Origin of the sequence: Archangium gephyra, from assembly GCF_042230915.1 — a bacterium.
Lineage (GTDB): Bacteria > Myxococcota > Myxococcia > Myxococcales > Myxococcaceae > Archangium > Archangium gephyra_B.
The window spans coordinates 8415127-8436194 of the sequence record NZ_CP102578.1; the positions used below are offsets into that span (position 1 = coordinate 8415127).

Sequence of the window (21068 nt, forward strand, 5' to 3'; positions counted from 1 at the left end):
CATCTAAGGGGCGACCTATACCGCATCCGCCCCGGAAGGGAGTAGCGCATGAAGACATTGTTGACGGGAGCAACGGGGCTGGTGGGGGCCAACCTCGCCCACCTGCTCTGTGAGCAGGGGGAGCGCCCCCGGCTGCTCGTCCGGGAGCGGAGTGACCGCCGGGGGTTGCGTGGGCTGAGCTATGACGAGGTGCTCGGCGACGTGCTGGACGCAGATTCGCTCCGGGGGGCGCTAAAAGGGGTAAATCAGGTCTACCACGTCGCGGGCATCGTCCGGTTCGATCCCTTCACGCGGGAAGACGTCTCCCGCATCAACGCCCAGGGGACGAAGAACGTTCTGGACGTGGCGCTGGCGGCCGGAGTGCGGCGGGTCGTGGTGGTGTCGAGCGTGGCGGCGGTCGGCCATGGGACGCTGGCCGAGCCGGCGACCGAGGAGAGCGCGTACAACTATGCGGGGGACAACCCGTATCACGAGTCCAAGCGGGAGGCCGAGCGGCTGGCGCTGGAGGCCTCGGGACGGGGCCTGGAGGTGCTGGCGGGCAACCCGAGCTTCGTGGTGGGCCCCTACGACGTGAGGCCCTCGACGGGAGAGCTGCTGCTCTTCGTGGCGAAGGGGATTGTCGCGGCGTACCCGAGCGGCGGCATCAACGTGGTGAACGCGCAGGACGTGGCGCGAGGGCTGAAGCTCATCATGGAGAAGGGCCGCCCGGGAGAGCGCTACATCCTGGGGGGAGAGAACCTCACCTACCGCGAGTTCCTGACGCTCTGCGCGGAGGAGGCGGGGGTGGCGCCGCCGAGGGTTCCGCTGCCGGACGGGGTGGTGAAGGCGGTGGGGCGGCTGGGGGACGTGGTGGGCCGGCTGTCCCCGGACCTCTTCAAGCACGTGAACACGGCGTTCATGCAGGCGCTGCCGTTGCCGGCGTACCAGTCCTCGGCGAAGGCGATGCGGGAGCTGGGCTATCAACCGAGGCCGGTGCGGCTCGGCATCCGCGAGGCGCTGAGGTGGTTCCAGGAGGAAGGAATGCTCCCGAGGGACCGCCCGCTCACGCCCCGAGGCGTCGTGGGTTGACCAACATCCCCTCTCCCTCTGGGAGAGGGACGGGGTGAGGGTATCCGCCCCCGTATTCCCCCCTGTTGAGAACCGAGTCCCATGTCCATCACCATCGCCGTAGGCTCGACGAACCCGGCCAAGACGACGGCCGCGAAAACCATGTGCGAGCGGGCCTTTCCCGGCTGCACGGTGGCCGGAGTCGACGTCCCCAGCGGAGTGCCCGAGCAACCCATCGGCCCGGACCAGACCTCGACGGGAGCGCGCAACCGGGCGCGGGCGGCGCTCGCGGCGGTGCCGGGGGCGCGGATGGGCATGGGGCTCGAAGGGGGCGTGGACGAGGAAGGCAACCTCATCAACTGCGTGGCGGTGGTGGAGGCCGGGGGCCGGGAGAACCTCACGTGGGGCGTGCGCTTTCCCCTGCCGCCCGCGGTCGTGGCCCGGGTGCTGAAGGGCGAGGAGCTGAGCCGGGTGATGGACGAGGTCACCGGCCGGACCGAGAGCAAGAAGCATCAGGGAGCGGTGGGAATCCTGACCAACGGCCTCTTCACGCGGGCCGAGATGTGGCAGGGGCCGCTGGCCTGCGCGCTGATGCCCTTCCTGCACCCGGAGCTCTACCCGTCACCTGGACCAGCCTGACGAACAGGCCCTCGAGCCAGCCCACGAGGGCTCCGAGAGAAGGGCCAGAGGCACACTCCATTCTCTACTGCCGTGGCCCATACGGCGACCCATCCTGAGGGAAGAGCACTTCAGGAATGAGAGTCATGGCAGATACGCCTCGAGCCTTCTTACGGGCCCTGTACTCGCTTGATGCCTCCCGTGGTGGAGCCCCGTTGAGCCACGACGAGGTCAATGCGCTGGGGGCGGACCTGCGGATTCCCCGGCCCGAGCTCCTCGACCTGATTGACGAGTTGCAACGTGTGCACCTGATCACCGTCACCTTCGCGGGTCTGTCACTGACGCCCGAGGGAAAGCAGCTCGCCGCGAAGAGGGACAGGACCGGGACAGTGGACTCCAGGGTACCGGGCACGTGAAGGAGATGGCCTCGCGAGAGCGGGATGGCCCCGTGGTGTTTCCGGGGCTCGGTTGCTCAGTCCTCGTCGGTGAACCACAAGAGGCCGATGCGGCCCGTGCCCACGGCGAGGACACCGCCCTCGAACGTGGCCGGCGTGAGGAGACGGCCCGAGCTGTAGCTGTACCCGCCCGGAGGCAATGAGCCGTCCGGCAGCAGTACGGTGTGGAGGCTGGAGTTGGTCAGCAGGTGGCTCGCGGGGCCGACGAGTGACAGGAAGGCGAGCGCCCCCTCGCGGGCGTCGGCGAGTTCACGCTTGAGATCTCCGTAGGCGAGGGTCCGCGACAGCAGGTGCGTCAACAGCCGCGCGGCCTCCTCGGGGGTCAGCTCGTGCCACCCGGCCTGGCGCCAGTCGGGTCCGACCTCGGGGAACTCCAGCGAGGAGAGGAACGCGTTGAGCGCCGCCGTCACCTCCGCGTCCGTTTCCGGCGCGGGAGGGGGGAGCGGCCTCACCTCGAGCCGCTCCGTGTCCGCGTCGAGCCCGAGCGCCTCCCGGCACTGGCGGACTTCCAGAGCCAGGGCATCAGGAGATGGGGAAGGTGGCTCGTGATCGGGCATGGGGCGCACGAGAACATAAGGGTGCGCGGGCGCAACAGGCACGATCGAGCGTCGCCCCAGATGGCGGTCGCCACCGCAGCAGCGCCACGGCCCCCGTCGGCCGTTACCGGGCAAAACGCCATCGCTACGCAAGGTCGAACCCGCGAACCCGCCGTCAGTTCAGTGACTCGACGAGGACGGGCACGCCCCCGCGGGGGGCCAGGGTGACGCCTCGCCGCGACACCTGGAACGTGTAGGGCGTGGCGGGCCGGAGCTTCACCCGGCGGAGGACCTCGGCGAAGACAATCCGCATCTCATACGTGGCGAAGGCCATGCCGAGGCAGCGCCGAGCCCCGCCGCCGAAGGGAAAATACTCGTAGGGGCTGGTGCGCTTGCCTACGAAGCGCTCGGGGTTGAAGCGCTCGGGCTCGGGCCACAGGTCCGGGCGGCGATGGGTGAGGTAGGCGCACGCCATCACCGCCATGCCGGCGGGCACGTCCCACTCGCCCACCTTCATGGGCCGCTGCAGCACCCGGCCCACCGCGGGAGCGACGGGCACCAGCCGCAACGTCTCCTTCAACGTCGCGTCCAGGTACTCCAGGCGGTTCACCTTCTCGGGGGAGAGCGGCCCCGTTCCCGCCACCTGCCGCAGCTCCGCCCGGAGCTTCTCCTCCACCTCCGGGTGCTGGAGGACGAAGTGGAAGGCCCACGAGAGCGTGGTCGCGGTGGTCTCGTGTCCGGCCGCGAGCAGGGTAATGGCCTCGTCGCGCAGCTCCCGGTCGGACATGGGCTGGCCCTGCTCGTCACGGGCCTGCATGAGCAGGGACAGGACGTCCTCGCGCTTCTCGACCCCCTCGGCGCGCCGCCGGGCAATCTCCGCGAAGAGGTACGCGTCCACCTCCTGCATGAGGCGGCTGAGCTGGGTCCACGGCAGGGCGCGGCTCACGTTGGCCTTCCAGGGCCCGAGCTGAATCGGGTCCCTCCCCACCGCGAGCAGCTTGAGCATCCGCTCCGCCGGGAGCAGGGCGCTCATGTACAGCACGGCATTGTGCGAGCCCATGTTGAGCATCCGCGCGAACAGCTCGTGGAAGTGCTCGAACGTCTCGCCCTCGGCGAGGCCGAAGACGGTCTTGAGGATGATGTCCAGGGTGATGTCCTGGAACACCTCGTGGAGGGTGAAGGCCCTGCCCCGCGGCCACTGGTCGATGGAGCGGCTGGCGGACTCGCGCATGGACAGCCCGTAGGACAGCATCCGCTCGCCGTGGAAGGGCGGCGTCATCATCCGCCGCTCGCGGATGTGCTCCTGGTCATCGAGCAGCAGCAGCGAGTTCTTCCCCACCACGGATTCCAGCACCCGGTTCACCGGCCCCACGTAGAGGTCCTCCGGCTTGCCCGTGAAGAGCTGGCGCACCATCTCCACGTCGCGGGTGAAGAGGAACGGCGGGGTGTTGGGGAACTGCATCACGAAGCTGTCGCCGTAGCGTTGGACCGACTCCTCCATGAACCGCAGCGGATGGGCGACCCATTGGTGGAGCTGGAGGAAGTGCGGCAGCGGAATGCGAGGAGGCTGCATGGTTTGGGGCTCCGGAAAGAACGGGAGTCTACTGGAGTCATTCGAGGTGCTTCAGCAGCTCCTTCATGATCAGGAGCTGATCAGCCCGGACCTGCTCCTGATGGCCGGCGAAGTACGTCTGGAGGTGCACGAACCCAATCTGGTTCGTTCCGGCGACGAGACCGTGGATGACGGTAAACGGCATGGGCGCTCGCTTCCCCTCGGTTCCGATCACGCGGTACTTGATGAATGCGACGTCCCTGCCGTCCAGCTTCATGGAGTAGACGGCGATGTTGTCTTGGGGAGTGTGGCCGTCCTCCTCGAGGTAGTCGACGAGCTCCAGGGTCTTCCGGATGTCAGCGACCTCGTGCGCGACGATCTTCTCCAGGGTATCCGAGGGCTTCTTGGGGGTGACCTGCACCGCGAGGCTCGCCTCTCTTTCATTGTTCAAATGAAACGGCGGGGGGGACTTGTAGGCGCTCTGGAAGAAACAGACCGCCTGATCGCAAATCCTCTGCCACTTGCTGTTGTATTCGAGCCTGGAAACGGCGTCCGTGATCTGAACGATATTGTCCACGTGGCATGAGCCCGCATGACCCCCCTCGCAGGCCTCAGCGAACAACCTCGCGGCGTGGCCATCGTCCTTTTTCACTCCGACGCCCTGCGTGTACATCACGCCCGCGGCATGGCAGCACGGGGCATTGCCTCCCTTACAGCCTCTCTCGAACAGCAAGACCGCGCGCTCCTCGTCCTCGGGGCTCACCTCCCGCCCGTTGATATAGGACATCGCAACAGGTCCGCAGCTCTCCGCGTAGCCGCCCAGACAGGCCTGCTCATGGAGGATCCTGGCGCGGTTGAGATTCTGCACCACCCCAAGCCCATCCGCAGCGCAGAGCGCCAGTCCATGACAGGATTGGGCATCACCCCCCGTGCAGCCTTTTTCGAACAACGCGGCGCCGCGAGCCTCGTCCTTCGTGACACCAGCGCCTTGCATATACAGCCCACCGAGAGAGCCGCAAGCGGCCGGCACTCCGTTGGCGCAGGACTTCTCGAGGGCCGCTGGCGTGGAGGGAGCGGCTGGCGTGGAGGGGACAGCTGGCGCAGGCGTCGTCCGGACGATCGAAGCCTGGGGACTCACGGTGGCGCATCCGCTCCACGCGGCCGCGAGGACGCAGAAGCCCGTTGAAAACAGGAGTGAAACATTCATCGATTTCGGCATGGATTGCTCTTTCGCGGTGTTCGAACCCGCGCCCCCCCGGATGCTGAGCGCGCGCGCAATATAGCGCACGAAGCCGCTGAGTCTCCCTCGGCCCGCGTCGCGCTACGTGGGGCTGATGCCGGGATGAGGTTGTTGAGGGAGACGGCATCACACCCGTGCCAGTCCTCCGCTCTCCTGTCAGCCCACGAGGCCGCGCTTCCAAACGAGGGCCGAGTGCCATGGCCCATACAGCGCCCCATCCTGAAGGAAGATCGCCTCAGGAATGAAAGTCATGGCAGATACGCCTCGAGCCTTCTTACGGGCCCTGTACTCGATGACACTGGATTCCATGGCACCGGGCGCGTGAAGGACGCCCACCCGGTGGGGTTGAGCGGGCTGCGGGAGAAGCGCGACCTCAGAAGTCCTCGGGCTTGGGGCCCTCGTAGGTGACGGCGAAGGGATCAAACTTCTCGTCCTTCCGTTTCTTCTGCTCGCGCGGGACGGACACGTAGGGCTCGATCTTCACCCGCAGACCGAACACCTTCGGGTTCTGCTTCGTCTCTTCCCGCTTCTGCCCAAACTGCTCGGTCTTGTTCGAGTCGCTCATGGCCCACCCATTCTAGCTCAATACGGCAGGGTGGCGGGGGGCGTCAGAGTGGATCGCGTGCGGGAGGTACCTTCCTGCACGTTCCTCTCCCCCGCCGGGCTCGCGTACCCTGCGGATTCCGTTCCTTGCCGGAGAGCACGTGAGTCCTGTTGCCGAGTTGGTGCGCACCCAGGTGGACCTGGGTGGGTTGATGCGGGTACTGGCCAACAACATGTACTCCACCCCCGAGGTGGTGGTCCGTGAGCTCGTGCAGAACGCGCACGACAGCTGCACGCGCCGGCGCCTCGAGGACACGTCCGCCCCGGAGGCCCGCATCCTCGTGGTGCCGGATGCGGCCGCGGGCACGCTGTCCATCGTGGACAACGGGGCGGGGCTCACCCGCGAGGAGATCGACCGCTACCTGGCCACCGTGGGCGCGGGCTACACCGGGCGCCTGCGCGCCGCGGGCTCGGACGCGGGGCTCATCGGCCAGTTCGGCATCGGCTTCCTCTCCGCCTACGTCGTCAGCACGCGGGTGGACCTCTACACCACCTCCTTCCAGACGCCGCGGGAGGCGTGGCACTTCTCCAGCGCCGGGGGCGAGCGCTACACCGTGGCCCCGCACACCGCGCAGGACGTCGGCACGCGCGTGGTGCTCCAGCTCTCCGAGCGCTTCCGGCCCCTGTGTGACGCGCCCACCCTGGAGGCCCTGCTGCAGCGCTACTGCTGCCTGCTGCCCATGGCCATCCACGTGAGCGGCCCGGAGCGGCCCGCCATCAACCGCCCCCCGCCGCCGTGGCGCGAGACGGAGGCACACTCGCCCCTGCGCCGCCGCTCGCTCGAGCGTGCCTTCGCCGCGCGCTTCGAGCGGCGCTTCGAGCCGCTGTGCACCCTACCCGTCACTCCGGGCGCCACCCCGGGCAACGGAGGCAGTGCGAGCGGCCTGCTCTGGCTGCAGGACGGTGCCACGTACGGCACCTCCGACAACCGCAACCTCTCCGTCTTCGTGCGCGGCATGCTGGTGAGCCGTGACGCGCGCGAGTTGCTCCCGGAGTGGGCCGGCTTCGTGGGGGGCGTGCTCGAAGCGGACGCGCTCACCCCCACGGCGAGCCGCGAGGACGTCCAGCGCGACGCGGCCTTCGACGTGACGGCGGAGCAGGTGCGCGAGTGCCTCATCGACGGGCTGTCGCGGCTGGCCCGCGAGGACGAGCCCACCTGGCGGCTGCTGCTGCAGCGGCACAACGAGGCCCTGCTCGGGGCGGCCCTGTGCGACGAGCGGCTCTTCACCCTGCTGGCGGACGCGCTCAAGGTGCCCACCACCGAGGGAGACCTCACCCTGCCCGCCGTGCGCCGGCGCAGCGGGGGACGGCTGCACGCCTCCACCGGAGAGAGCGGAGGGCCCGAGGAGGTGCTCTGCCGCGCGCTCGGCGTTCCGGTGGTGGACTCGGGCCGCTACGCCGCGCTGCCCTTCACCCGGAGGTGGGCCGAGCGGCAGGGGCTGCCCGTGCTGCAGCTCGGCACGCGCGAAGGCAACGCGGCCCTCTTCCCCCGCGTGCAGCTGGAGCCCGCGCAGGAGGAGCGGCTGCGCGTCCTCTTCGCGCAGGACGGCGTGGAGCTGGTGCCGAGCCGATTCTCCCCGCCCGCCCTGCCGCTGGTGCTGGTGCCGGACCGCGAGGCCGAGCTGAAGGCGAAGCTCGAGGCGGACGCGACCGCCAAGCGCATCGGGGCCGCGGTGCTGTCACTGGCGCGCGGCTTCACCGCCACCATCACCTCCCGTGCCCAGGCGCGCCTCTACCTCAACGTGGACGCCCCCACGCTGCAGGCGCTGCTCGCGGCCCCCGAGGACCGGGCACGCTCCGCCGCGCGGCTGCTCTCGGGCCTGTGCACGCTCCTCTCCCACCGCGACGAGCGCGCCGGAGCGCCGAGCGTGGCCTCCGCCCTGGAGGGCATCTCCGCGGCCCTGTGCGCGCTGCTCCCGCCCTCCGCCTGATCTCTCCCCTCTCCCCAAGGACACACGCCCGTCATGGACATCTGGAAGTGGGTGAACGAAGCCGAAGCCGAAGCACGCCGCACGGGGAACGCCCGCCTCGCCGAGCTCATCGATCGGCTGCCCACCATCGTCACGGAGGAGGCACACGCGCAGGCGGACGCCCTCTTCCCCGAGGCACTCGCGCTCGCCCGCCAGGCGAAGAGCCCGTGGCTGGAGGTCTTCTTCCGGCACTGGAACCTGCAGAGCCGCATCTTCCACCGCTCCGAGCCAGGGGAGTGGCTCTCCGAGTCCATCTCGCTCCTGGAGTTCGCCCACCGCGAGGAGACGCGCGAGTGTCCCCAGAGCGTCTGCGTCACCCAGGACGTGGCCGGCTGCTACGGGCGCGCGGACGGCCCGGGCTGGGCGTCCGAGCGCAAGGCCGTCGTCCTCGAGACGCTCGCGCGCATCGACGCCACCTGGCCGTGCTTCACGTGCCTGTCCACCGAGTACTTCCTCGGCTTGATGGACGAGGAGCGCCCCGAGGAGGCGCTCGCGTGGCTCGAGAAGCAGGACTCCGCCCTGGTGGCCGCTGGCCAGGCGCACAAGCGCAAGTACCTTCTGGGCGAGCGCGCCGACGTGCTCCTCGCGCTGGACCGGTTGTCGGAAGCGCTCGCGGCGGCGGAGGAGATGGAGGAGACCACCACGTCGGAGCACACCCGGACGGAGGCGCGCATCCTGCGGGCGCGGGTGCTCGCGCGCATGGGACACACCTCCGAGGCCCTCGAGGCCCTGCCCGCCCTGTCCGTGGTGCGCCCCACGCCCGGCCACTATGTCTATTGGGCGGACGCCCTCGTGCAGTTGGTGAAGGCCGGCGCCATCCCCAATGATGTGAACCTGGAGCGCACGCTGCTGGAGTTCGCCGAGCGGCTCGCGAGCACGGGGTCCATCCGCCGGGCGTTCCGCATCGAGGTGCAGCGTGCCGAGGCCGCGCTGGAGCGAGGTCAGCCGCGCTCCGCCCTGCACGCGTGCGCGAGGCTCGAGGCGCTCCTGCCCCGGCTGCGCAAGCCCCTGGGCGCGGACGAGGCACTGCGCCGGCTGCGCACGCGGGCGGAGACCTTCACGTCCGCGCATCCACCCGCGCTGCCGGAGTCGGCCGCGGCGCTGCTCGAGAAGGCGGAGGAGGGCCCCGAGGACGTGCTCCTGCTGCTCGACGCGGCGAGGACGCGCTGGCCCGGGGAGCGGGCGACGCTCGTGCGCGCCCAGGCGAAGGCGCTGGAGCGGCTGGGCCGCGGCGAGGAGGCCGAGGTGGCGCTGCGCGGGCTGCTGCACGCGGACGCGCACCCCACCCCCGAAGTCGTGCACGAGCTCGGCATGAACCTGCTCGAGCGGCGGCGCTTCACGGAGCTGCACGCCCTCGCCGACTCGGTGCTGGCCGCGTCCGGCGACACGCCCCTGCGGGTGGAGGCGTACCGGCTGCGGGCCCGGACCGCGCTCGAGTCGGGAGAGAAGGCCGCGGCCAAGGCCCCGATGCGCGCGATGCTGGAGCTCGACCCGGAGCTGCGCGGGACCACCCTGATGCTCGCGGCGCTGGAGCGCGACACGGGCGAGCGGGAGCAGGCCCTGGCGCGGCTGGACGCCGCCGTGGCCCGCTGGCCGGAGCCGGGGCCGCACGACTGGGACCGGATGATCGTGGCCACCCTGCTCGGGCGCTGGGACGTGGTGCGCGCGTCCGCCGCACGGCTCGGGTTCAAGCTGTCCGCGGACTCCGGCCCGGTGGAGGAGGAGTGGGAGGCGTGCCGGCTGCGCTACACCGAGCCGGATGGCACCACCACGGAAGTGTGGGCGCGGCGCACCGGCCCCGTCACCGCACGCGTGGTCTCCATCGGCATGCCCGGTGCCGCCCAGCACGTGGGGGACGCCGTGCTGTTCGACGCCTCGCCGCTCAACGAGGGCCCCGCCGAGGGACAGGAGGAGGAGCACTCCTGGCTGTACCCCGTCGTGGAGGTGCTCCGGCCGGGCAGGTACAGCGTCTTCGCGCTCGACGGCGTGGGCCCGGGGGATGAGGCCATCGAGCGGATGTACGAGACGCTGGGAGCGTGCGGGGCGCGCCTGTCGGTGCGCACCTCGGACACGTACCGGCTGATGACTCCGGAGGGCGAGGAGGTGCCCGGGTTCTACGCGCTGCTGGCCGTGCCGCCGGAGTTGGAGCTGGGTGAAGTGGAGGCGGGCCTGCGCCGGTGTGCGGAGGGGCTGCCGCATCCGCTGCTGTGGCCCACCCTGCTGGAGAAGCTGGGGCGGGAGCAGGACGCGCAGGCGCAGCGCGCGGTGGCGGAGCAGTGGGAGATCTCGCTGTGATGCGCACGCAGCGTGGCTTCTCGCTTTCTCGCTCCGTGCACATGACGCTGTGCAGCACTCTGCACTAACGCTCCTGTCGCCACTGCTCTATAGGGGCGCGCGCAGTTCGAGCGCTTTCCCCTTCGAGACAAGGAGCACCACGTCATGAAAAGCGTCTGCAAGCTGGTTGTGGCAACGGGTCTGGTGGCACTGGTGGGTTGTGGCGAGGGTCCTCAAGGGCCCCAGGGAGAGGCGGGCGCCCAGGGACCGGCCGGGACCTCCCCTGTCACGGACGTGCAGACCGTCCGCTTCGCTGGGAACATCCCCCTCGAGGGCTCCGAGGAGCTGCGAATCCTCTTCGGCTCCACCACGGACTACCGCATCACCGTCACCGAGCGGAGCTGGGTCCTCCTGGACGCGAGCATGGGGTTCAGGAAGCTCGCCGGCACTGTCGGCGTGGCCTGCAAGATCGAGCTGCTCGCGGACGACGGGGTCACCCCGGTGAGCATCGACACCCACGAGGCGAGCCTCTTCATGATGAACGAGGAGGCCACGTCAGGTGAGGTGGACATGCGGACCGACGGGACGCTCAGCCTCCACGCCTCGGCGGACCTGCAGCCTGGCCGCTACGTGCCGGTGGCTCGCTGCTCCATCCTGCCTGGCACCACGGACAAGCTGGGCATGAGCGAGTCCTGGCTGCGCGTCTGGATGTCCAGCCGGTAGTCCTGGCGCGGTCCGTATCGGCACTGGCGCGGAGGCCGTCCTACCCTCCGAGCCGGTGCTCGATGCGGATCAGCCGGACACCCCGAGGCGTGTGCATCAGCGTGTCCCACCAGTTCGCGCCCTCATACCAGTAGCGGATCTGCACGCCGGCCACCCGCTTCTCCCGGAGCGCCTGCTCGGCCTCGGCGAGCGGGACGGACTTCTCGGAGGCCATCAACGCGGCGCCTCCCTTGAGCAGCACCTCGTCCACCACGGCACAGCGTTGGATGTCACGGAACAGCTGCGCCAGGGTCTCGGGTTCGAGGAGCGCGTCCTGCAATTGAGGAAGCGCGGCGTTCTCGACGGCAATGTTCGCGAGGCGGATACCTGTGGTCATGAGCCTGGGGCCTGCTGGCGGGGAGGAAGGAGCTCGAAGGCGTTGAGCAGAGCCGGGCACACCTGGACGCAGAGGCCGCAGCCGTTGCACCGCGACTCCACGACGCGCGGACGGCCCGACTCGACGGCGATGGCGCCCTCGACGGGGCAGCGCTCGGAGCAGGTGCTGCAGAACGAGCCCTGCCACGCGAGACAGAGTTGCGGACGCACCCGCACGGTCATGAGCCCCTCGCGCGGGGAGACCACCGGAGGGCCACCGGCCGCCTCGCCTGAGCGCGCACGCGACGCATAGAACGCCTCGAGCGAGAAGCCGGGCTCGGAGGCAACGGGAGCGGGAGCGGGAGCGGGCTGCACGGGCGGCCTGGGTTTCTCCTCGCGCCGGAGAAGCCCGAGGAACGCACGGCGGCTGAGGGTGACCTGGGAGCTCACGGCCGTGCCTCCCTGGCCAGACCGGCCCCCCCTGCCCCACCGGCGCGCTGGTCGAGCCGCGCCGAGGATCCATGGCACTGCTGGCAATTCAGCCGCTCCGGGTGCGAGGTGCGCAGCCCGGGGAGAGCCCGGGGCCCGTGGCAGCTCGTGCAGTCGTCCCGCATGAGCGTCGGGTGGGGCATGGTTGGAGGAGCCCCTGGCCAGGCCCGCTCGCCCTTTCCGGCCGAGGCCAGCCCGACGAAGCGGTTGCCCGGACCGTCCTTGTACTGGGCCAACGGGCGCGGCGAGTCCCCCACCACATGGCACTGCGTGCAGCTCTGGTACGGCGGATGGCTGATCTTCGGAGCCACCCTGTTGCCCAGCTTCATGCCCTCGCCGTGGCAGGCCAGACAGCCGGGGACCTCGCGCTGGTCGATCTCATGCGGAATGGTGGGCGGCGCCCCGTCATAGGCGCGGTGGCCCTGACGCTGTGCCACGGCCTGGGCGCGCTGCTCGGAAGTCGCCACGGGCAAGGGCTTCACCGGGAACGGCTCCTCCGACAGCGCCCCGATGGCGCCCTCGTACATGTGCGCGTTGGCCCCCCGCCGCTGCTCGCGCAGCTCGCTGTAGCCCGGAGCGCGCTCGGCCCGTTGCGCGTGAGGATCCGAGGCGACCGGACGCTCCGGCATCTCCGGCGCGCGGAGGCCGGCGAAGTAGCCCGTCGCCGCGAGTGCCACCGCCACGGCGGCGCCCACGTGCAGCCAGCGCGCCCCCAGGCCACCGACCTGTCCGCCCCCGGTGCTCATCCCTGCTTCTCCGCGACGAGCTCACGCCGGCGCACGCGCGCCGCGCATTTCTTGTAGTCCGGCTGCTTGGAGAACGGGTCATGCTCGTCGAGGGTGAGCCCGTTGATGAGCAGCCGCTCGTCGAAGAACGGGACGAAGAGCGAGCCCTCGGGCGGCTCACCGCGGCCGCCAATCCAGACGGGCAGATCCAACTTCCCGCGCCGCGTCTCGACCGTCACCTGGTCCCCGTTGCCCACCCCGAGCCGCCGCGCATCGGCGCGGTTCATCTCCACATAGGCCTGGGGCATGGCGCGCTGGAGCTGCGGAATCCGCATGGTCATCGTGCCCGAGTGCCAGTGCTCGATGACGCGGCCGGTGCACAACCAGAAGGGGAACTCGGTGTCGGGCGACTCGGGAGGCGGCTCGTAGGGGCTGAACCAGATCTGCGCCCGGTCGTCGTGCGTGGTCGAGTGGTAGAACTGGATGTCGCGCCCCTTCTTCACGTAGGGGTCATCGAAGCCGGCGAAGCGGAAGCGCGTCTCGCGCCAGTTGCCGTCCGGCTGCTGCACCACGGGCCAGCGCAGGCCGCGCGCCTTCACGTACTCCTGATAGGGCGCCAGGTCCTTGTGCTTGATGCGGGTCGTCTTCCGGTACTCCTCGAAGAGGTGCTCGTCGACGTTGACGTCGTAGTAATGCGCGAAGTCCCAGAGGGGCACGGGCTTGCCGTCCTTGCCCTTCACCTCGAAGAGGAAGCGGCCGTCCTTGTCCTTCATGCCCTCGAAGCCGAGCTCGAGGAGCCGGTGGGCCACGGCGATGAGCTGCCAGGCATCGTCACGGGCCTGGCCGGGAGGCTTCACCATCTTGAACCACTGCTGGGTGCGCCGCTCGGAGTTGCCCACCATGCCGTTCTTCTCCACCCACATCGCCGAGGGGAGGATGAGGTCCGCGATGCGCGCGGTGGCCGAGGGATAGACGTCCGAGACGATGAGGAACTTGTCGGCGAGCTTGCGGCTGGGGTCCACCAGCTTGTGCGTGTTGGGCAGGGTCTGCGCGGGGTTGGTGACCTGGACCCAGATGGTGTGGATGTCGCCGCCCTGCTCGGTGGGCGTGGAGAAGCGCTTCCACATCTCCAGCGTGTGGTAGCCGGGCTTGTCGTGGAGGCGGCCCTTGGGGACGTTCCAGATCTCCTCCATCTGGGCGCGGTGCTCGGCCTTGGCCACCACGCGGCCACCGGGGAGCGCATGGGCGAGCGTGCCCACCTCGCGCACGGTGCCGCACGCGGAGGGCTGGCCGGTGAGGCTGGTGGGAGCGTCGCCCGGCTTGCCGAAGTGCCCGCTGAGCAGGTGGAGCCCGTGGACGAGGTTGTTGATGGCCGTGCCCCGGGTGTGCTGGTTCATCCCCATGCACCACAGGCTGGTGATGCGCACGTCGCGCCGGCCGAACAGGTCCGCGAGCATCCGCAGGTCCTTCGCCGGGACGCCGGAGAGCTCCGCCACCTTCTCCGGGGTGTAGGGCTTCAGCAGCTCGCGGTACTCCTCGAAGGTGATGGCCTTGCCCTCGAGCGCGGCGGGCTCGCTGGGGGCGCGGAAGGCGCAGTTCGCCTCGACGAAGGCCTTGTCGTAGGTGCCGTTCTCCACCAGCAGGTGGGCGATGCCGCACGCGATGGCCAGGTCCGTGTTGGGCTTGAAGCGCAGCGAGTGGTCGCAGAACCCGCTGGTGCGCGTCTTGCGCGTGCCGATGTCGATGAGCGTCACCTTCTCCCCGCGCGAGCGGCGGTCGATGACGCGCGAGAAGAGGACGGGGTGCATCTCCGCGGGGTTGTTGCCCCACATGATGAGCACGTCGCAGGCGTCGAGATCGTCGTAGCAGCCGGCGGGCTCGTCCACGCCGTAGGTGGCGAGGAAGCCCGTCACCGCGGACGCCATGCACAGCCGCGCGTTGGCATCCAGCTGGTTGGAGCCCAGGCCACCCTTGACGAACTTCGAGGCGGCATAGCCCTCGGGGATGGTCCACTGGCCGCTGCCGTAGAGGCCGAAGCCCTTGGGGTCCTTCAGCACGCGGCGGGCAACGATGTCGATCGCCTCCTCCCAGCTGATGGGCACGTGCGTGTCGCCCTTCTTGAGGAGCGGCGTGGTGAGCCGGTCGCTCCCATAGAGGGCGAGCCCCACATGGTAGCCCTTCACGCACAGCAGGCCCTTGTTCACCGGCGCCTGCTGATCACCTGCGATGGCCACCACCTTGCCGTTCTGCACGCCCACCTGCACGTGACAGCCGGTGCCGCAGAAGCGGCAGGGCGCCTTGTTCCACTGCACACCCTGGCCACCGGGGGCAGCAGTGGGCGGAGTCGGGCCCGCCTTGTCCTGGCCATACGCGAGGCGGCTCGCGGCCAGCGTGGCCGCGGTCATGGCGGTGCTCTTGAGAAAGTCCCGGCGATCCATGGCTCAGCGCTCCTCCTCGGAGAAATCCACCATCACGACGTCCACGAAGCTCACTCCGGGGAGATCCCTCAGGGACTCGGCGAGCGCCTCGCCCTCGGGAAGACTGTGGGTCTCCGTCACCACGGGCAGCCAGCGCTCCTCCAGGGGAGGGCCCAGGGTGATGCGCGGATCGCGGGAGACTTCGCGAAGCACGCTCGCCCTCAGTTCGGGAGAGGCATCGAGGGTGAGCACCAGACTACTGATGGGCATACAGGCTCCGTCCATTCGGGCATGACCCCCAGGAGCAAGAGGCGGACCACCCCCGCGTACGGGAGGAGCCCGCGGGCGTGACGCAAAGCCTGCGTCCAAAGCAGCGTCCCTGATGCAGCTTTTTCGCGGGCAGGCGAGCGGGCCGCTCCACCTTTACGGCGGAGACAGAGGGACGGGCCGTGCTGGCACGGACGCTGCTTTGCGAAGACGTCCGTGGAGAGCCCTCTCGACAGATGGATGTACCCGGCCCTCGCCGCCGTGCTGCTCGCGCTCGGCGGGTGCGGGAAGGATCAGCCCGCCCGCTTCCAACCGCCCCCGGGGGCGCCCACCGGCAAGGAGACGCTCCACCAGCCGGCGAAGCTCACCTCCGTCGAGAGCGATCAGAAGGACGCGCTAGGCCGGCCGCTTCGCGTGTCGTGCGAGAGCTGCCACTCGCTGCGTGAAACGAAGCCCATGCCCTCGCGGCCCGAGGAGCTGAAGGAGTTCCACCAGGGCCTCCAGTTCCGCCATGGCGAGCTCGCCTGCACCTCGTGCCACCAGGCCAGCCAGCCGCGCTCGCTGCACCTGGCCACGGGCGAGCCGCTGCCGATGACGGAGGTGGTGACGCTGTGCGGGCAGTGCCACGGGTCGCAGTACCGCGACTTCAAGGCGGGGGCGCACGGCGGCATGACGGGCCACTGGGACCTGTCGCGGGGAGACCGCACGCGGAACAACTGCGTGAGCTGCCACGACCCGCACAGCCCGAAGTACGCGGGCGGGCATCCGGTGATGCCTCCGCGCCACCCGTCCGCCCAGGGCGAGACGGACACGAAGGAGCACCCAGACCATGAGTGACACCGTCTCCCGCCGCACCGTGATGAAGGGAGCTGGGGCCACGCTCGGGGCCGCTGCCTTCGCACACGCGATGGCACCGCTCACCGAGTGGACGCAGGACCTGAGCGTCAACGACTTCCTCCAGAAGCACTACAAGGAGCTGACGCGCGACGAGATGGCCCGGATCCTCGTCCACCTGAAGGCCGAGGCGAAACAGAAGTACGGCCGGGACGTGGACATCCAGGACCTGCCGCCGCAGGAGGGCGTGTCGTTCGGCTACGCGCTGAACCTGAGCGTGTGCATCGGCTGCCGCAAGTGCGCCGAGGCCTGCCACCAGGAGAACAACCACGACCGGCGCACGGGGAACTCGTACATCCGGGTGCTGGAGATGCAGCAGGGCAGCCTGGACCTGGAGCACGGCAACGCGAACTACGACCATCCGGTGCCGGCCGAGGGCAAGTTCTACATGCCGGTGCAATGCCACCAGTGCGACAACGCGCCGTGCGTGAAGGTGTGCCCGGTGCAGGCGACGTGGAAGGAGCCGGACGGCATCGTGGTGGTGGACTACAACTGGTGCATCGGCTGCCGGTACTGCGAGGCGGCGTGCCCCTACCACGCGCGGCGCTTCAACTGGACGAAGCCAGAGATTCCGCCCGAGGAGATCAACCCGGACCAGGGCTACCTCTCCAACCGCGTACGTCCGCAGGGCGTGGTGGAGAAATGCACCTTCTGCCTGCACCGCACGCGGGCGGGCCGGCTGCCGGCGTGCCTGGAGGCGTGCCCCACCGGGGCGCGGGTGTTCGGCAACCTGTTGGATCCAAAGAGCCCCATCCGCTGGGTGCTCGAGAACAAGCGCGTCTTCGTGCTCAAGGAAGAGCTCGGGACGCGGCCCCGCTTCTTCTACTTCTTCGACAAGTGAGCCATGGCCGCCACACGTCACCTGCTCGACTACCCGCGGTTCCTGGGACGGCTCCTCTGGATGAGCACGGACGGGAGCTGGCGCTTCTACACGTGGATGACGGTGCTCACCGCGATCACCCTGGTGGGTGCCAATGCCTGGGCGCACCAGCTGGCCGAGGGCATGGCCCTCACGGGGATGAGTGACCACGTCTCGTGGGGCCTGTACATCGCCAACTTCACCTTCGGGGTGGGACTGGCGGCGGGCGCGGTGATGATGGTCATCCCCGCGTACCTGTACCACGACCACGAGATGCACGATGTGACGCTGATCGGCGAGCTGCTGGCGATCGCGGCCATCTTCATGTGCCTGCTGTTCATCGTGGTGGACATGGGGCGTCCGGACCGCTTCTGGCACATCATGCCTGGGATTGGCCGGTTCAACTGGCCGGTGTCGATGCTCTCCTGGGACGTGGTGGTGCTCAATGGCTACCTGTTCATCAACCTGCACATCTGCGGCTACCTGCTCTACATGAGGTTCCTGGGCCGCAAGCCGCGCAAGCAGTGGTACCTGCCGTTCGTCTTCCTCTCCATCTTCTGGGCCATCAGCATCCACAGCGTGACGGCGTTCCTCTACAGCGGGCTCGGGGGGAGGCCGTTCTGGAACTCGGCCTTGCTGGCGCCCCGGTTCATCGCGTCGGCATTCGTCACCGGCCCGGCGTTCGTCATCGTGCTGCTGCAGGTCATCCGCCGCTTCACGGGGCTGCCCATCGGCGAGGGCCCGCTGCGCACGCTGACGGCGGTGATGCGGGTGACGGTGCTCCTCAACCTGTTCATGCTGGGCTCGGAGCTGTTCACCGCCTTCTACACGGGCGGCTCGCACGCCACGGCGGTGCGCTACCTGTTCTTCGGCTCGCACGGACACCACGCGCTGGTGCCGTGGATCTGGACGGCGGTGGCGCTCAACATCGCCTCGGCGGTGCTGGTGCATCTGCCGGCCACGCGGCGGAACGTTGGGCTGCTCAACCTGGCGTGCGCGCTGGCCTTCTCGGGCGTGTGGATTGAAAAGGGAATGGGACTCATCATCCCCGGCTTCGTCCCAAGCACCCTGCACGAGGTGGTGGAGTACGTGCCCACGCTCACCGAGTGGAAGATCACCGCGGGCATCTGGGCCTTCGGGCTGATGGTGCTGACAGTGGCGGTGAAGGTGGCGCTGCCGGTGCTGAGCGGGCAGATTGCCGCCTCGCACGCCGCACCCGGGAAGAGCGGGCACGGTGACGAGGCCACGGGGGCGAAGCAGGCCGCCTGAGTCAAGCCGGGACAGAAGCGCTCTCCCGAGAGAGGAGAGCGCTTCACCCCAGGCGAGAAGCCGCTACGGGGTGCCGCAAGCGTCGGTGGCGATGCCGACGCACACCGCGTCCCACGCGGAGCTGCAGCACATGTCATCAATGCCGCAGACGGTGCTCGCGCACGCACTGCACTGCGGATCGAGCCCCTCGCCTTCCTCGTACTCGCTGTGCGCGCACACGGGGGGCTGGTAGGTGATGGTCAGGTAGCCATGGCCCGTCTGGATGGCGGAGGTATTGAGCGGGTTGGCTCCACCATTGTACGAGCCGCCGCCGCCGCCAGACGCCATGGTCTGAGAGCCGCCGCCACCGCCGCTGTAGCCACCACCGCCACCGCCGGCAGCGCCCTGTTCGCCTGCGGCGCCACCACCGCCGAAGCCGCCCCAGCTCCCATAGCTACCGCTGTAGGAGGTGCCCCGGCCGCCGTACCAACGCTGTCCACCACCGGCGTAGGTCGGGCTCGAGCCGCTGCTGCCTCCGGAGAGCCAGCCCGTCCCGCCACCCGCGCTGTAGTAGAAGCTGCCGCCGTACGCCGAGCCTCCCGCGCCGTTGGTGCCTCCCGGAGCCGCGCCATTGAGGCCATTCTGCGCGGTGGTGGCACCACTGCCAGCGCCGCCGCCACCGCCTCCCGCCACGAGCAGCGGCAGGGAGGGCAGCGTGGTGCAGTTGGAGCCGACGAACGCGAACGTCCCACCGCCACCCGCGCCGCCATCGTAACTGCCTCGCGGGCCCTGGGGACGCGAGCCGACCACGATCTGCACGACCTGTCCCTGGGTGAGCGAGAACTCTCCGCGCATCCTGGCGCCCAGCCCGCCGCTCCCACCGAAGTTGCTGGCGCCGCCCTGCGCGCCCGCCGCCTCGAGGACGTAGGTGCCGGTAATGGGAACGGTGTAGTTCTGGCAGCTCCCCACCCCGTTGAAGGTCGCGCTCGAGGGAGCACCGTCCCAGGAGACGGCGGGCTGCGCGTCGCTGATCCACGCATACCCGTCGCCCGCGTTGGCGGCGGCCAGGTTGATGGGAACCCGGCCGCTGTTGTACGAGCCGCCACCGCCGCCGCCATTCTCATAGTTGCCTTGCGAGCCGCCGCCACCGCCGCTGTAGCCACCGCCGCCGCCGCCGCAGGTGTTACACAGGCCGCCGCCGCCACCACCGCCAAATCCACCCGTGCTGCCGCGGTTACCGCTGTAGTAGGCCCCTGCCCCGCCCGCCCAGCGCTGGCCCCCGCCGACGGAGGTCGGGCTCGAGCCGTTACCGCCCGTGGAGACCCAGCCCGTCCCGCCACCGGCACCGTACGTCCAGTCCCCCACTCCGCCCTGCCCGCCATTGCCATTGAGGCCACCGGCGCCGGAGCTGTTGACGCCGTCACGCCAGGCCGAGCCCCCGAGCCCGTTGCCGCCACCGCCGCCACCGGCCACGAGCATCGGCGTCGCGGGCAGCGTCGTCGGCGAGGCGCTCTTGTAGATGAAGGTCCCTCCGCCACCGCCGCCTCCGTCGTACTGGCCCGCCGTGCCGGCGGGACGCTTCCCCACCACGACCTGCAGGACGGAACCCGACGTGAGGTAGAACTGGCCCTTCACCTTGGCGCCCAGCCCTCCGCTGCTCCCATACACACTGGCGCCGCCCTGCGCTCCGGCGACCTCGATGGTGTAGTACCCGGTGGCGGGCACCGTGAAGGACTGCACCGCGCCCGTGCCAGTCAGCGTGGTGTCCGCGACGGCCTCGGAGCTGAAGGACAAGGCCAACAGCATGCCCACGCCACACCCCGTCAGGGACCACCCAGTGGCGTGGGACGAGCTTCGCTTCGAGACTCTCATGCTGCTCTCCTTGGACCAGGAACGCTGGTTCATCAGTACCGCTGGTGAAACGCGGCGATAAACCTAGTGCATTTTCCTGCTCAAGGTCGGCTTTTCGTGACAAATCCCAAGAAACTGGAGAAGCTGAAACCGAGGACCGGGACGCCAGGGGCCTCCGGTGCCTACGTCTTCAACCAGACCCGCAGGGGGCCGATGGGCTCGAAGCCCAGGTCACACCACGCGGCCAGCTCGTCACCGCGCTCGTAGCCCACGAGTGGCAAGCCCGGGAACACGGCCAGGAGTTGCCCGAGCAGCTCCGCGCGCAGCGTTCCGGCCTCCGCCGCCGTGAAGAACGTGTTCGACAGACTCACGACGCCCGCGGCCCGGTATGCGATGGCGCCAGCAACGAGGGTGTCCTCGTGGTACGCGGCGAGGAACACCGTGCCCGCGTCCTCGAGCAGGCCAGGACGGAACACGGCATGCGCTGGCTCCGGCCCGGCACTCCCGGACTGGCCACTCCAGGCCGCCTCCCACGCGGACAATGCGGCCGTGTCGCGGACCTGGACCCATCGCGCGCCACCGGGACGAGCCGGGGCCAGCCGCTCGGGAGCGAGGTGGATCCACTGTGCGGAGAACAGCTCCGCGAAGCCCAGTGGTGCGAGGTCGAGCGTCGCGAAGCTGTCCTTGATCGCCCAGCGCCCCGGCAGGCCGAGCGCGGAGAGCGCTTCTATCTGTCGAGCCGCTCCCTCCGGCGTGAGGGTGACGGCGTTGGGGTAGAAGCGTGGCACCTCGGCGCGGTTCAACCACAGCGCGCTCGAGAATTCGCCCGGACGCCCCTGGGCCCGGCACACCGCATCGCACCAGGCGGCGTTGTTGAAGGCCGCGGCGGTCACCCTGTCTCGATTCATGAAGCGAATATAGGCAACCCACCGGGTGCTCCAAGCCG

The 21068-nt window shown here is 69.6% G+C and carries 20 protein-coding genes; 9 read left to right on the forward strand and 11 right to left on the reverse strand.

Annotated features, from left to right (window positions below):
- The first annotated feature begins 48 nt into the window (after positions 1 to 48).
- The 3 genes from NR798_RS32875 (at position 49) to NR798_RS32885 (ending at position 2081) form a co-directional block, all read left to right on the forward strand.
- Positions 49 to 1068: an NAD-dependent epimerase/dehydratase family protein gene (locus tag NR798_RS32875; RefSeq protein ID WP_375766478.1), complete on the forward strand. Its 1020-nt coding sequence runs from the start codon at positions 49 to 51 to the stop codon at positions 1066 to 1068.
- 81 nt (positions 1069 to 1149) lie between these two features.
- The gene (gene yjjX, locus NR798_RS32880) at positions 1150 to 1686 is read left to right on the forward strand and encodes an inosine/xanthosine triphosphatase (protein ID WP_375766479.1); all 537 of its coding nucleotides are present in this window, start codon (positions 1150 to 1152) and stop codon (positions 1684 to 1686) included.
- A gap of 194 nt (positions 1687 to 1880) precedes the next feature.
- Complete coding sequence (locus tag NR798_RS32885; RefSeq protein WP_375766480.1) at positions 1881 to 2081, forward strand: hypothetical protein; 201 nt, start codon at positions 1881 to 1883, stop codon at positions 2079 to 2081.
- 56 nt (positions 2082 to 2137) lie between these two features.
- Here NR798_RS32885 and NR798_RS32890 read toward each other — a convergent pair whose 3' ends face one another.
- The 4 genes from NR798_RS32890 to NR798_RS32905 all read right to left on the reverse strand — a co-directional run bounded on the left by NR798_RS32890 (position 2138) and on the right by NR798_RS32905 (position 6013).
- Positions 2138 to 2677, reverse strand: a complete 540-nt coding sequence (locus tag NR798_RS32890; protein WP_375766481.1) for a hypothetical protein — start codon at positions 2675 to 2677, stop codon at positions 2138 to 2140.
- A 154-nt stretch (positions 2678 to 2831) separates the two neighbouring features.
- Positions 2832 to 4229, reverse strand: coding sequence for a cytochrome P450 (locus NR798_RS32895; protein WP_375766482.1), 1398 nt, complete (start codon positions 4227 to 4229; stop codon positions 2832 to 2834).
- A 37-nt stretch (positions 4230 to 4266) separates the two neighbouring features.
- A complete protein-coding gene (locus tag NR798_RS32900) occupies positions 4267 to 5427 on the reverse strand; it encodes a tetratricopeptide repeat protein (protein ID WP_375766483.1) in 1161 nt (386 codons plus the stop codon).
- A 394-nt stretch (positions 5428 to 5821) separates the two neighbouring features.
- Entirely contained in the window at positions 5822 to 6013 is a 192-nt protein-coding gene (locus NR798_RS32905; RefSeq protein ID WP_375766484.1) for a hypothetical protein, read from the reverse strand.
- Positions 6014 to 6152: 139 nt separating this feature from the next.
- Between NR798_RS32905 and NR798_RS32910 the strand changes: the two genes are divergently transcribed.
- The 3 genes from NR798_RS32910 (at position 6153) to NR798_RS32920 (ending at position 11018) form a co-directional block, all read left to right on the forward strand.
- On the forward strand, positions 6153 to 7982 hold the full coding sequence (locus NR798_RS32910; RefSeq protein WP_375766485.1) for an ATP-binding protein: 1830 nt from the start codon (positions 6153 to 6155) through the stop codon (positions 7980 to 7982).
- Positions 7983 to 8015: 33 nt separating this feature from the next.
- A complete protein-coding gene (locus NR798_RS32915) occupies positions 8016 to 10316 on the forward strand; it encodes a hypothetical protein (protein WP_375766486.1) in 2301 nt (766 codons plus the stop codon).
- Between the two features lie 144 nt (positions 10317 to 10460).
- On the forward strand, positions 10461 to 11018 hold the full coding sequence (locus NR798_RS32920; RefSeq protein ID WP_375766487.1) for a hypothetical protein: 558 nt from the start codon (positions 10461 to 10463) through the stop codon (positions 11016 to 11018).
- A gap of 40 nt (positions 11019 to 11058) precedes the next feature.
- Here the strand turns inward: NR798_RS32920 and NR798_RS32925 are convergent, their stop codons facing one another.
- The 5 genes from NR798_RS32925 to NR798_RS32945 are packed head-to-tail and all read right to left on the reverse strand — an operon-like array spanning position 11059 to position 15273.
- On the reverse strand, positions 11059 to 11394 hold the full coding sequence (locus NR798_RS32925; protein WP_375766488.1) for a hypothetical protein: 336 nt from the start codon (positions 11392 to 11394) through the stop codon (positions 11059 to 11061).
- A complete protein-coding gene (locus NR798_RS32930) occupies positions 11391 to 11822 on the reverse strand; it encodes a 4Fe-4S binding protein (protein ID WP_375766489.1) in 432 nt (143 codons plus the stop codon). Before NR798_RS32930 ends, NR798_RS32925 begins: the two co-directional genes overlap by 4 nt.
- Positions 11819 to 12607 carry a nitrate reductase cytochrome c-type subunit gene (locus tag NR798_RS32935; RefSeq protein ID WP_375766490.1) on the reverse strand — a complete coding sequence of 263 codons (789 nt, stop codon included), beginning with the start codon at positions 12605 to 12607 and terminating at the stop codon, positions 11819 to 11821. Before NR798_RS32935 ends, NR798_RS32930 begins: the two co-directional genes overlap by 4 nt.
- Positions 12604 to 15024, reverse strand: a complete 2421-nt coding sequence (locus tag NR798_RS32940) for a molybdopterin-dependent oxidoreductase (RefSeq protein ID WP_375766491.1) — start codon at positions 15022 to 15024, stop codon at positions 12604 to 12606. The genes NR798_RS32935 and NR798_RS32940 overlap by 4 nt, the downstream gene beginning before the upstream one ends.
- Positions 15025 to 15027: 3 nt before the next feature.
- Positions 15028 to 15273 carry a hypothetical protein gene (locus tag NR798_RS32945; RefSeq protein WP_375766492.1) on the reverse strand — a complete coding sequence of 82 codons (246 nt, stop codon included), beginning with the start codon at positions 15271 to 15273 and terminating at the stop codon, positions 15028 to 15030.
- Positions 15274 to 15486: 213 nt separating this feature from the next.
- On the opposite strand from NR798_RS32945, the gene NR798_RS32950 reads away from it, so the two are divergent.
- Genes NR798_RS32950 through dsrP form a run of 3 tightly spaced genes read left to right on the forward strand, consistent with a single transcriptional unit; the run spans position 15487 to position 18292 of the window.
- The gene (locus NR798_RS32950) at positions 15487 to 16107 is read left to right on the forward strand and encodes a hypothetical protein (protein ID WP_375766493.1); all 621 of its coding nucleotides are present in this window, start codon (positions 15487 to 15489) and stop codon (positions 16105 to 16107) included.
- Positions 16100 to 17005 (forward strand): 4Fe-4S dicluster domain-containing protein, encoded by a 906-nt coding sequence (locus NR798_RS32955; RefSeq protein ID WP_375766494.1) that lies wholly within the window; start codon positions 16100 to 16102, stop codon positions 17003 to 17005. Before NR798_RS32950 ends, NR798_RS32955 begins: the two co-directional genes overlap by 8 nt.
- 3 nt (positions 17006 to 17008) lie before the next feature.
- Positions 17009 to 18292 (forward strand): sulfate reduction electron transfer complex DsrMKJOP subunit DsrP, encoded by a 1284-nt coding sequence (dsrP, locus tag NR798_RS32960; protein ID WP_375766495.1) that lies wholly within the window; start codon positions 17009 to 17011, stop codon positions 18290 to 18292.
- 63 nt (positions 18293 to 18355) lie between these two features.
- Here the strand turns inward: dsrP and NR798_RS32965 are convergent, their stop codons facing one another.
- Both NR798_RS32965 and NR798_RS32970 read right to left on the reverse strand, forming a co-directional pair.
- Complete coding sequence (locus tag NR798_RS32965; protein ID WP_375766496.1) at positions 18356 to 20143, reverse strand: hypothetical protein; 1788 nt, start codon at positions 20141 to 20143, stop codon at positions 18356 to 18358.
- Positions 20144 to 20304: 161 nt separating this feature from the next.
- Positions 20305 to 21030 carry a hypothetical protein gene (locus NR798_RS32970; RefSeq protein ID WP_375766497.1) on the reverse strand — a complete coding sequence of 242 codons (726 nt, stop codon included), beginning with the start codon at positions 21028 to 21030 and terminating at the stop codon, positions 20305 to 20307.
- Positions 21031 to 21068 lie beyond the last annotated feature (38 nt).

What these genes read in the sequence shown, in the direction of transcription:
- NR798_RS32920 (WP_375766487.1), top strand. Translation starts at nt 10,461, where the DNA reads ATGAAAAGCGTCTGCAAGCTGGTTGTGGCAACGGGTCTGGTGGCACTG.
- NR798_RS32900 (WP_375766483.1), bottom strand. Translation starts at nt 5,427, where the DNA reads ATGCCGAAATCGATGAATGTTTCACTCCTGTTTTCAACGGGCTTCTGC.
- NR798_RS32915 (WP_375766486.1), top strand. Translation starts at nt 8,016, where the DNA reads ATGGACATCTGGAAGTGGGTGAACGAAGCCGAAGCCGAAGCACGCCGC.
- NR798_RS32965 (WP_375766496.1), bottom strand. Translation starts at nt 20,143, where the DNA reads ATGAGAGTCTCGAAGCGAAGCTCGTCCCACGCCACTGGGTGGTCCCTG.
- NR798_RS32955 (WP_375766494.1), top strand. Translation starts at nt 16,100, where the DNA reads ATGAGTGACACCGTCTCCCGCCGCACCGTGATGAAGGGAGCTGGGGCC.
- NR798_RS32970 (WP_375766497.1), bottom strand. Translation starts at nt 21,030, where the DNA reads ATGAATCGAGACAGGGTGACCGCCGCGGCCTTCAACAACGCCGCCTGG.
- NR798_RS32895 (WP_375766482.1), bottom strand. Translation starts at nt 4,229, where the DNA reads ATGCAGCCTCCTCGCATTCCGCTGCCGCACTTCCTCCAGCTCCACCAA.
- NR798_RS32940 (WP_375766491.1), bottom strand. Translation starts at nt 15,024, where the DNA reads ATGGATCGCCGGGACTTTCTCAAGAGCACCGCCATGACCGCGGCCACG.
- NR798_RS32935 (WP_375766490.1), bottom strand. Translation starts at nt 12,607, where the DNA reads ATGAGCACCGGGGGCGGACAGGTCGGTGGCCTGGGGGCGCGCTGGCTG.
- NR798_RS32875 (WP_375766478.1), top strand. Translation starts at nt 49, where the DNA reads ATGAAGACATTGTTGACGGGAGCAACGGGGCTGGTGGGGGCCAACCTC.
- NR798_RS32945 (WP_375766492.1), bottom strand. Translation starts at nt 15,273, where the DNA reads ATGCCCATCAGTAGTCTGGTGCTCACCCTCGATGCCTCTCCCGAACTG.
- NR798_RS32905 (WP_375766484.1), bottom strand. Translation starts at nt 6,013, where the DNA reads ATGAGCGACTCGAACAAGACCGAGCAGTTTGGGCAGAAGCGGGAAGAG.
- dsrP (WP_375766495.1), top strand. Translation starts at nt 17,009, where the DNA reads ATGGCCGCCACACGTCACCTGCTCGACTACCCGCGGTTCCTGGGACGG.
- yjjX (WP_375766479.1), top strand. Translation starts at nt 1,150, where the DNA reads ATGTCCATCACCATCGCCGTAGGCTCGACGAACCCGGCCAAGACGACG.
- NR798_RS32890 (WP_375766481.1), bottom strand. Translation starts at nt 2,677, where the DNA reads ATGCCCGATCACGAGCCACCTTCCCCATCTCCTGATGCCCTGGCTCTG.
- NR798_RS32925 (WP_375766488.1), bottom strand. Translation starts at nt 11,394, where the DNA reads ATGACCACAGGTATCCGCCTCGCGAACATTGCCGTCGAGAACGCCGCG.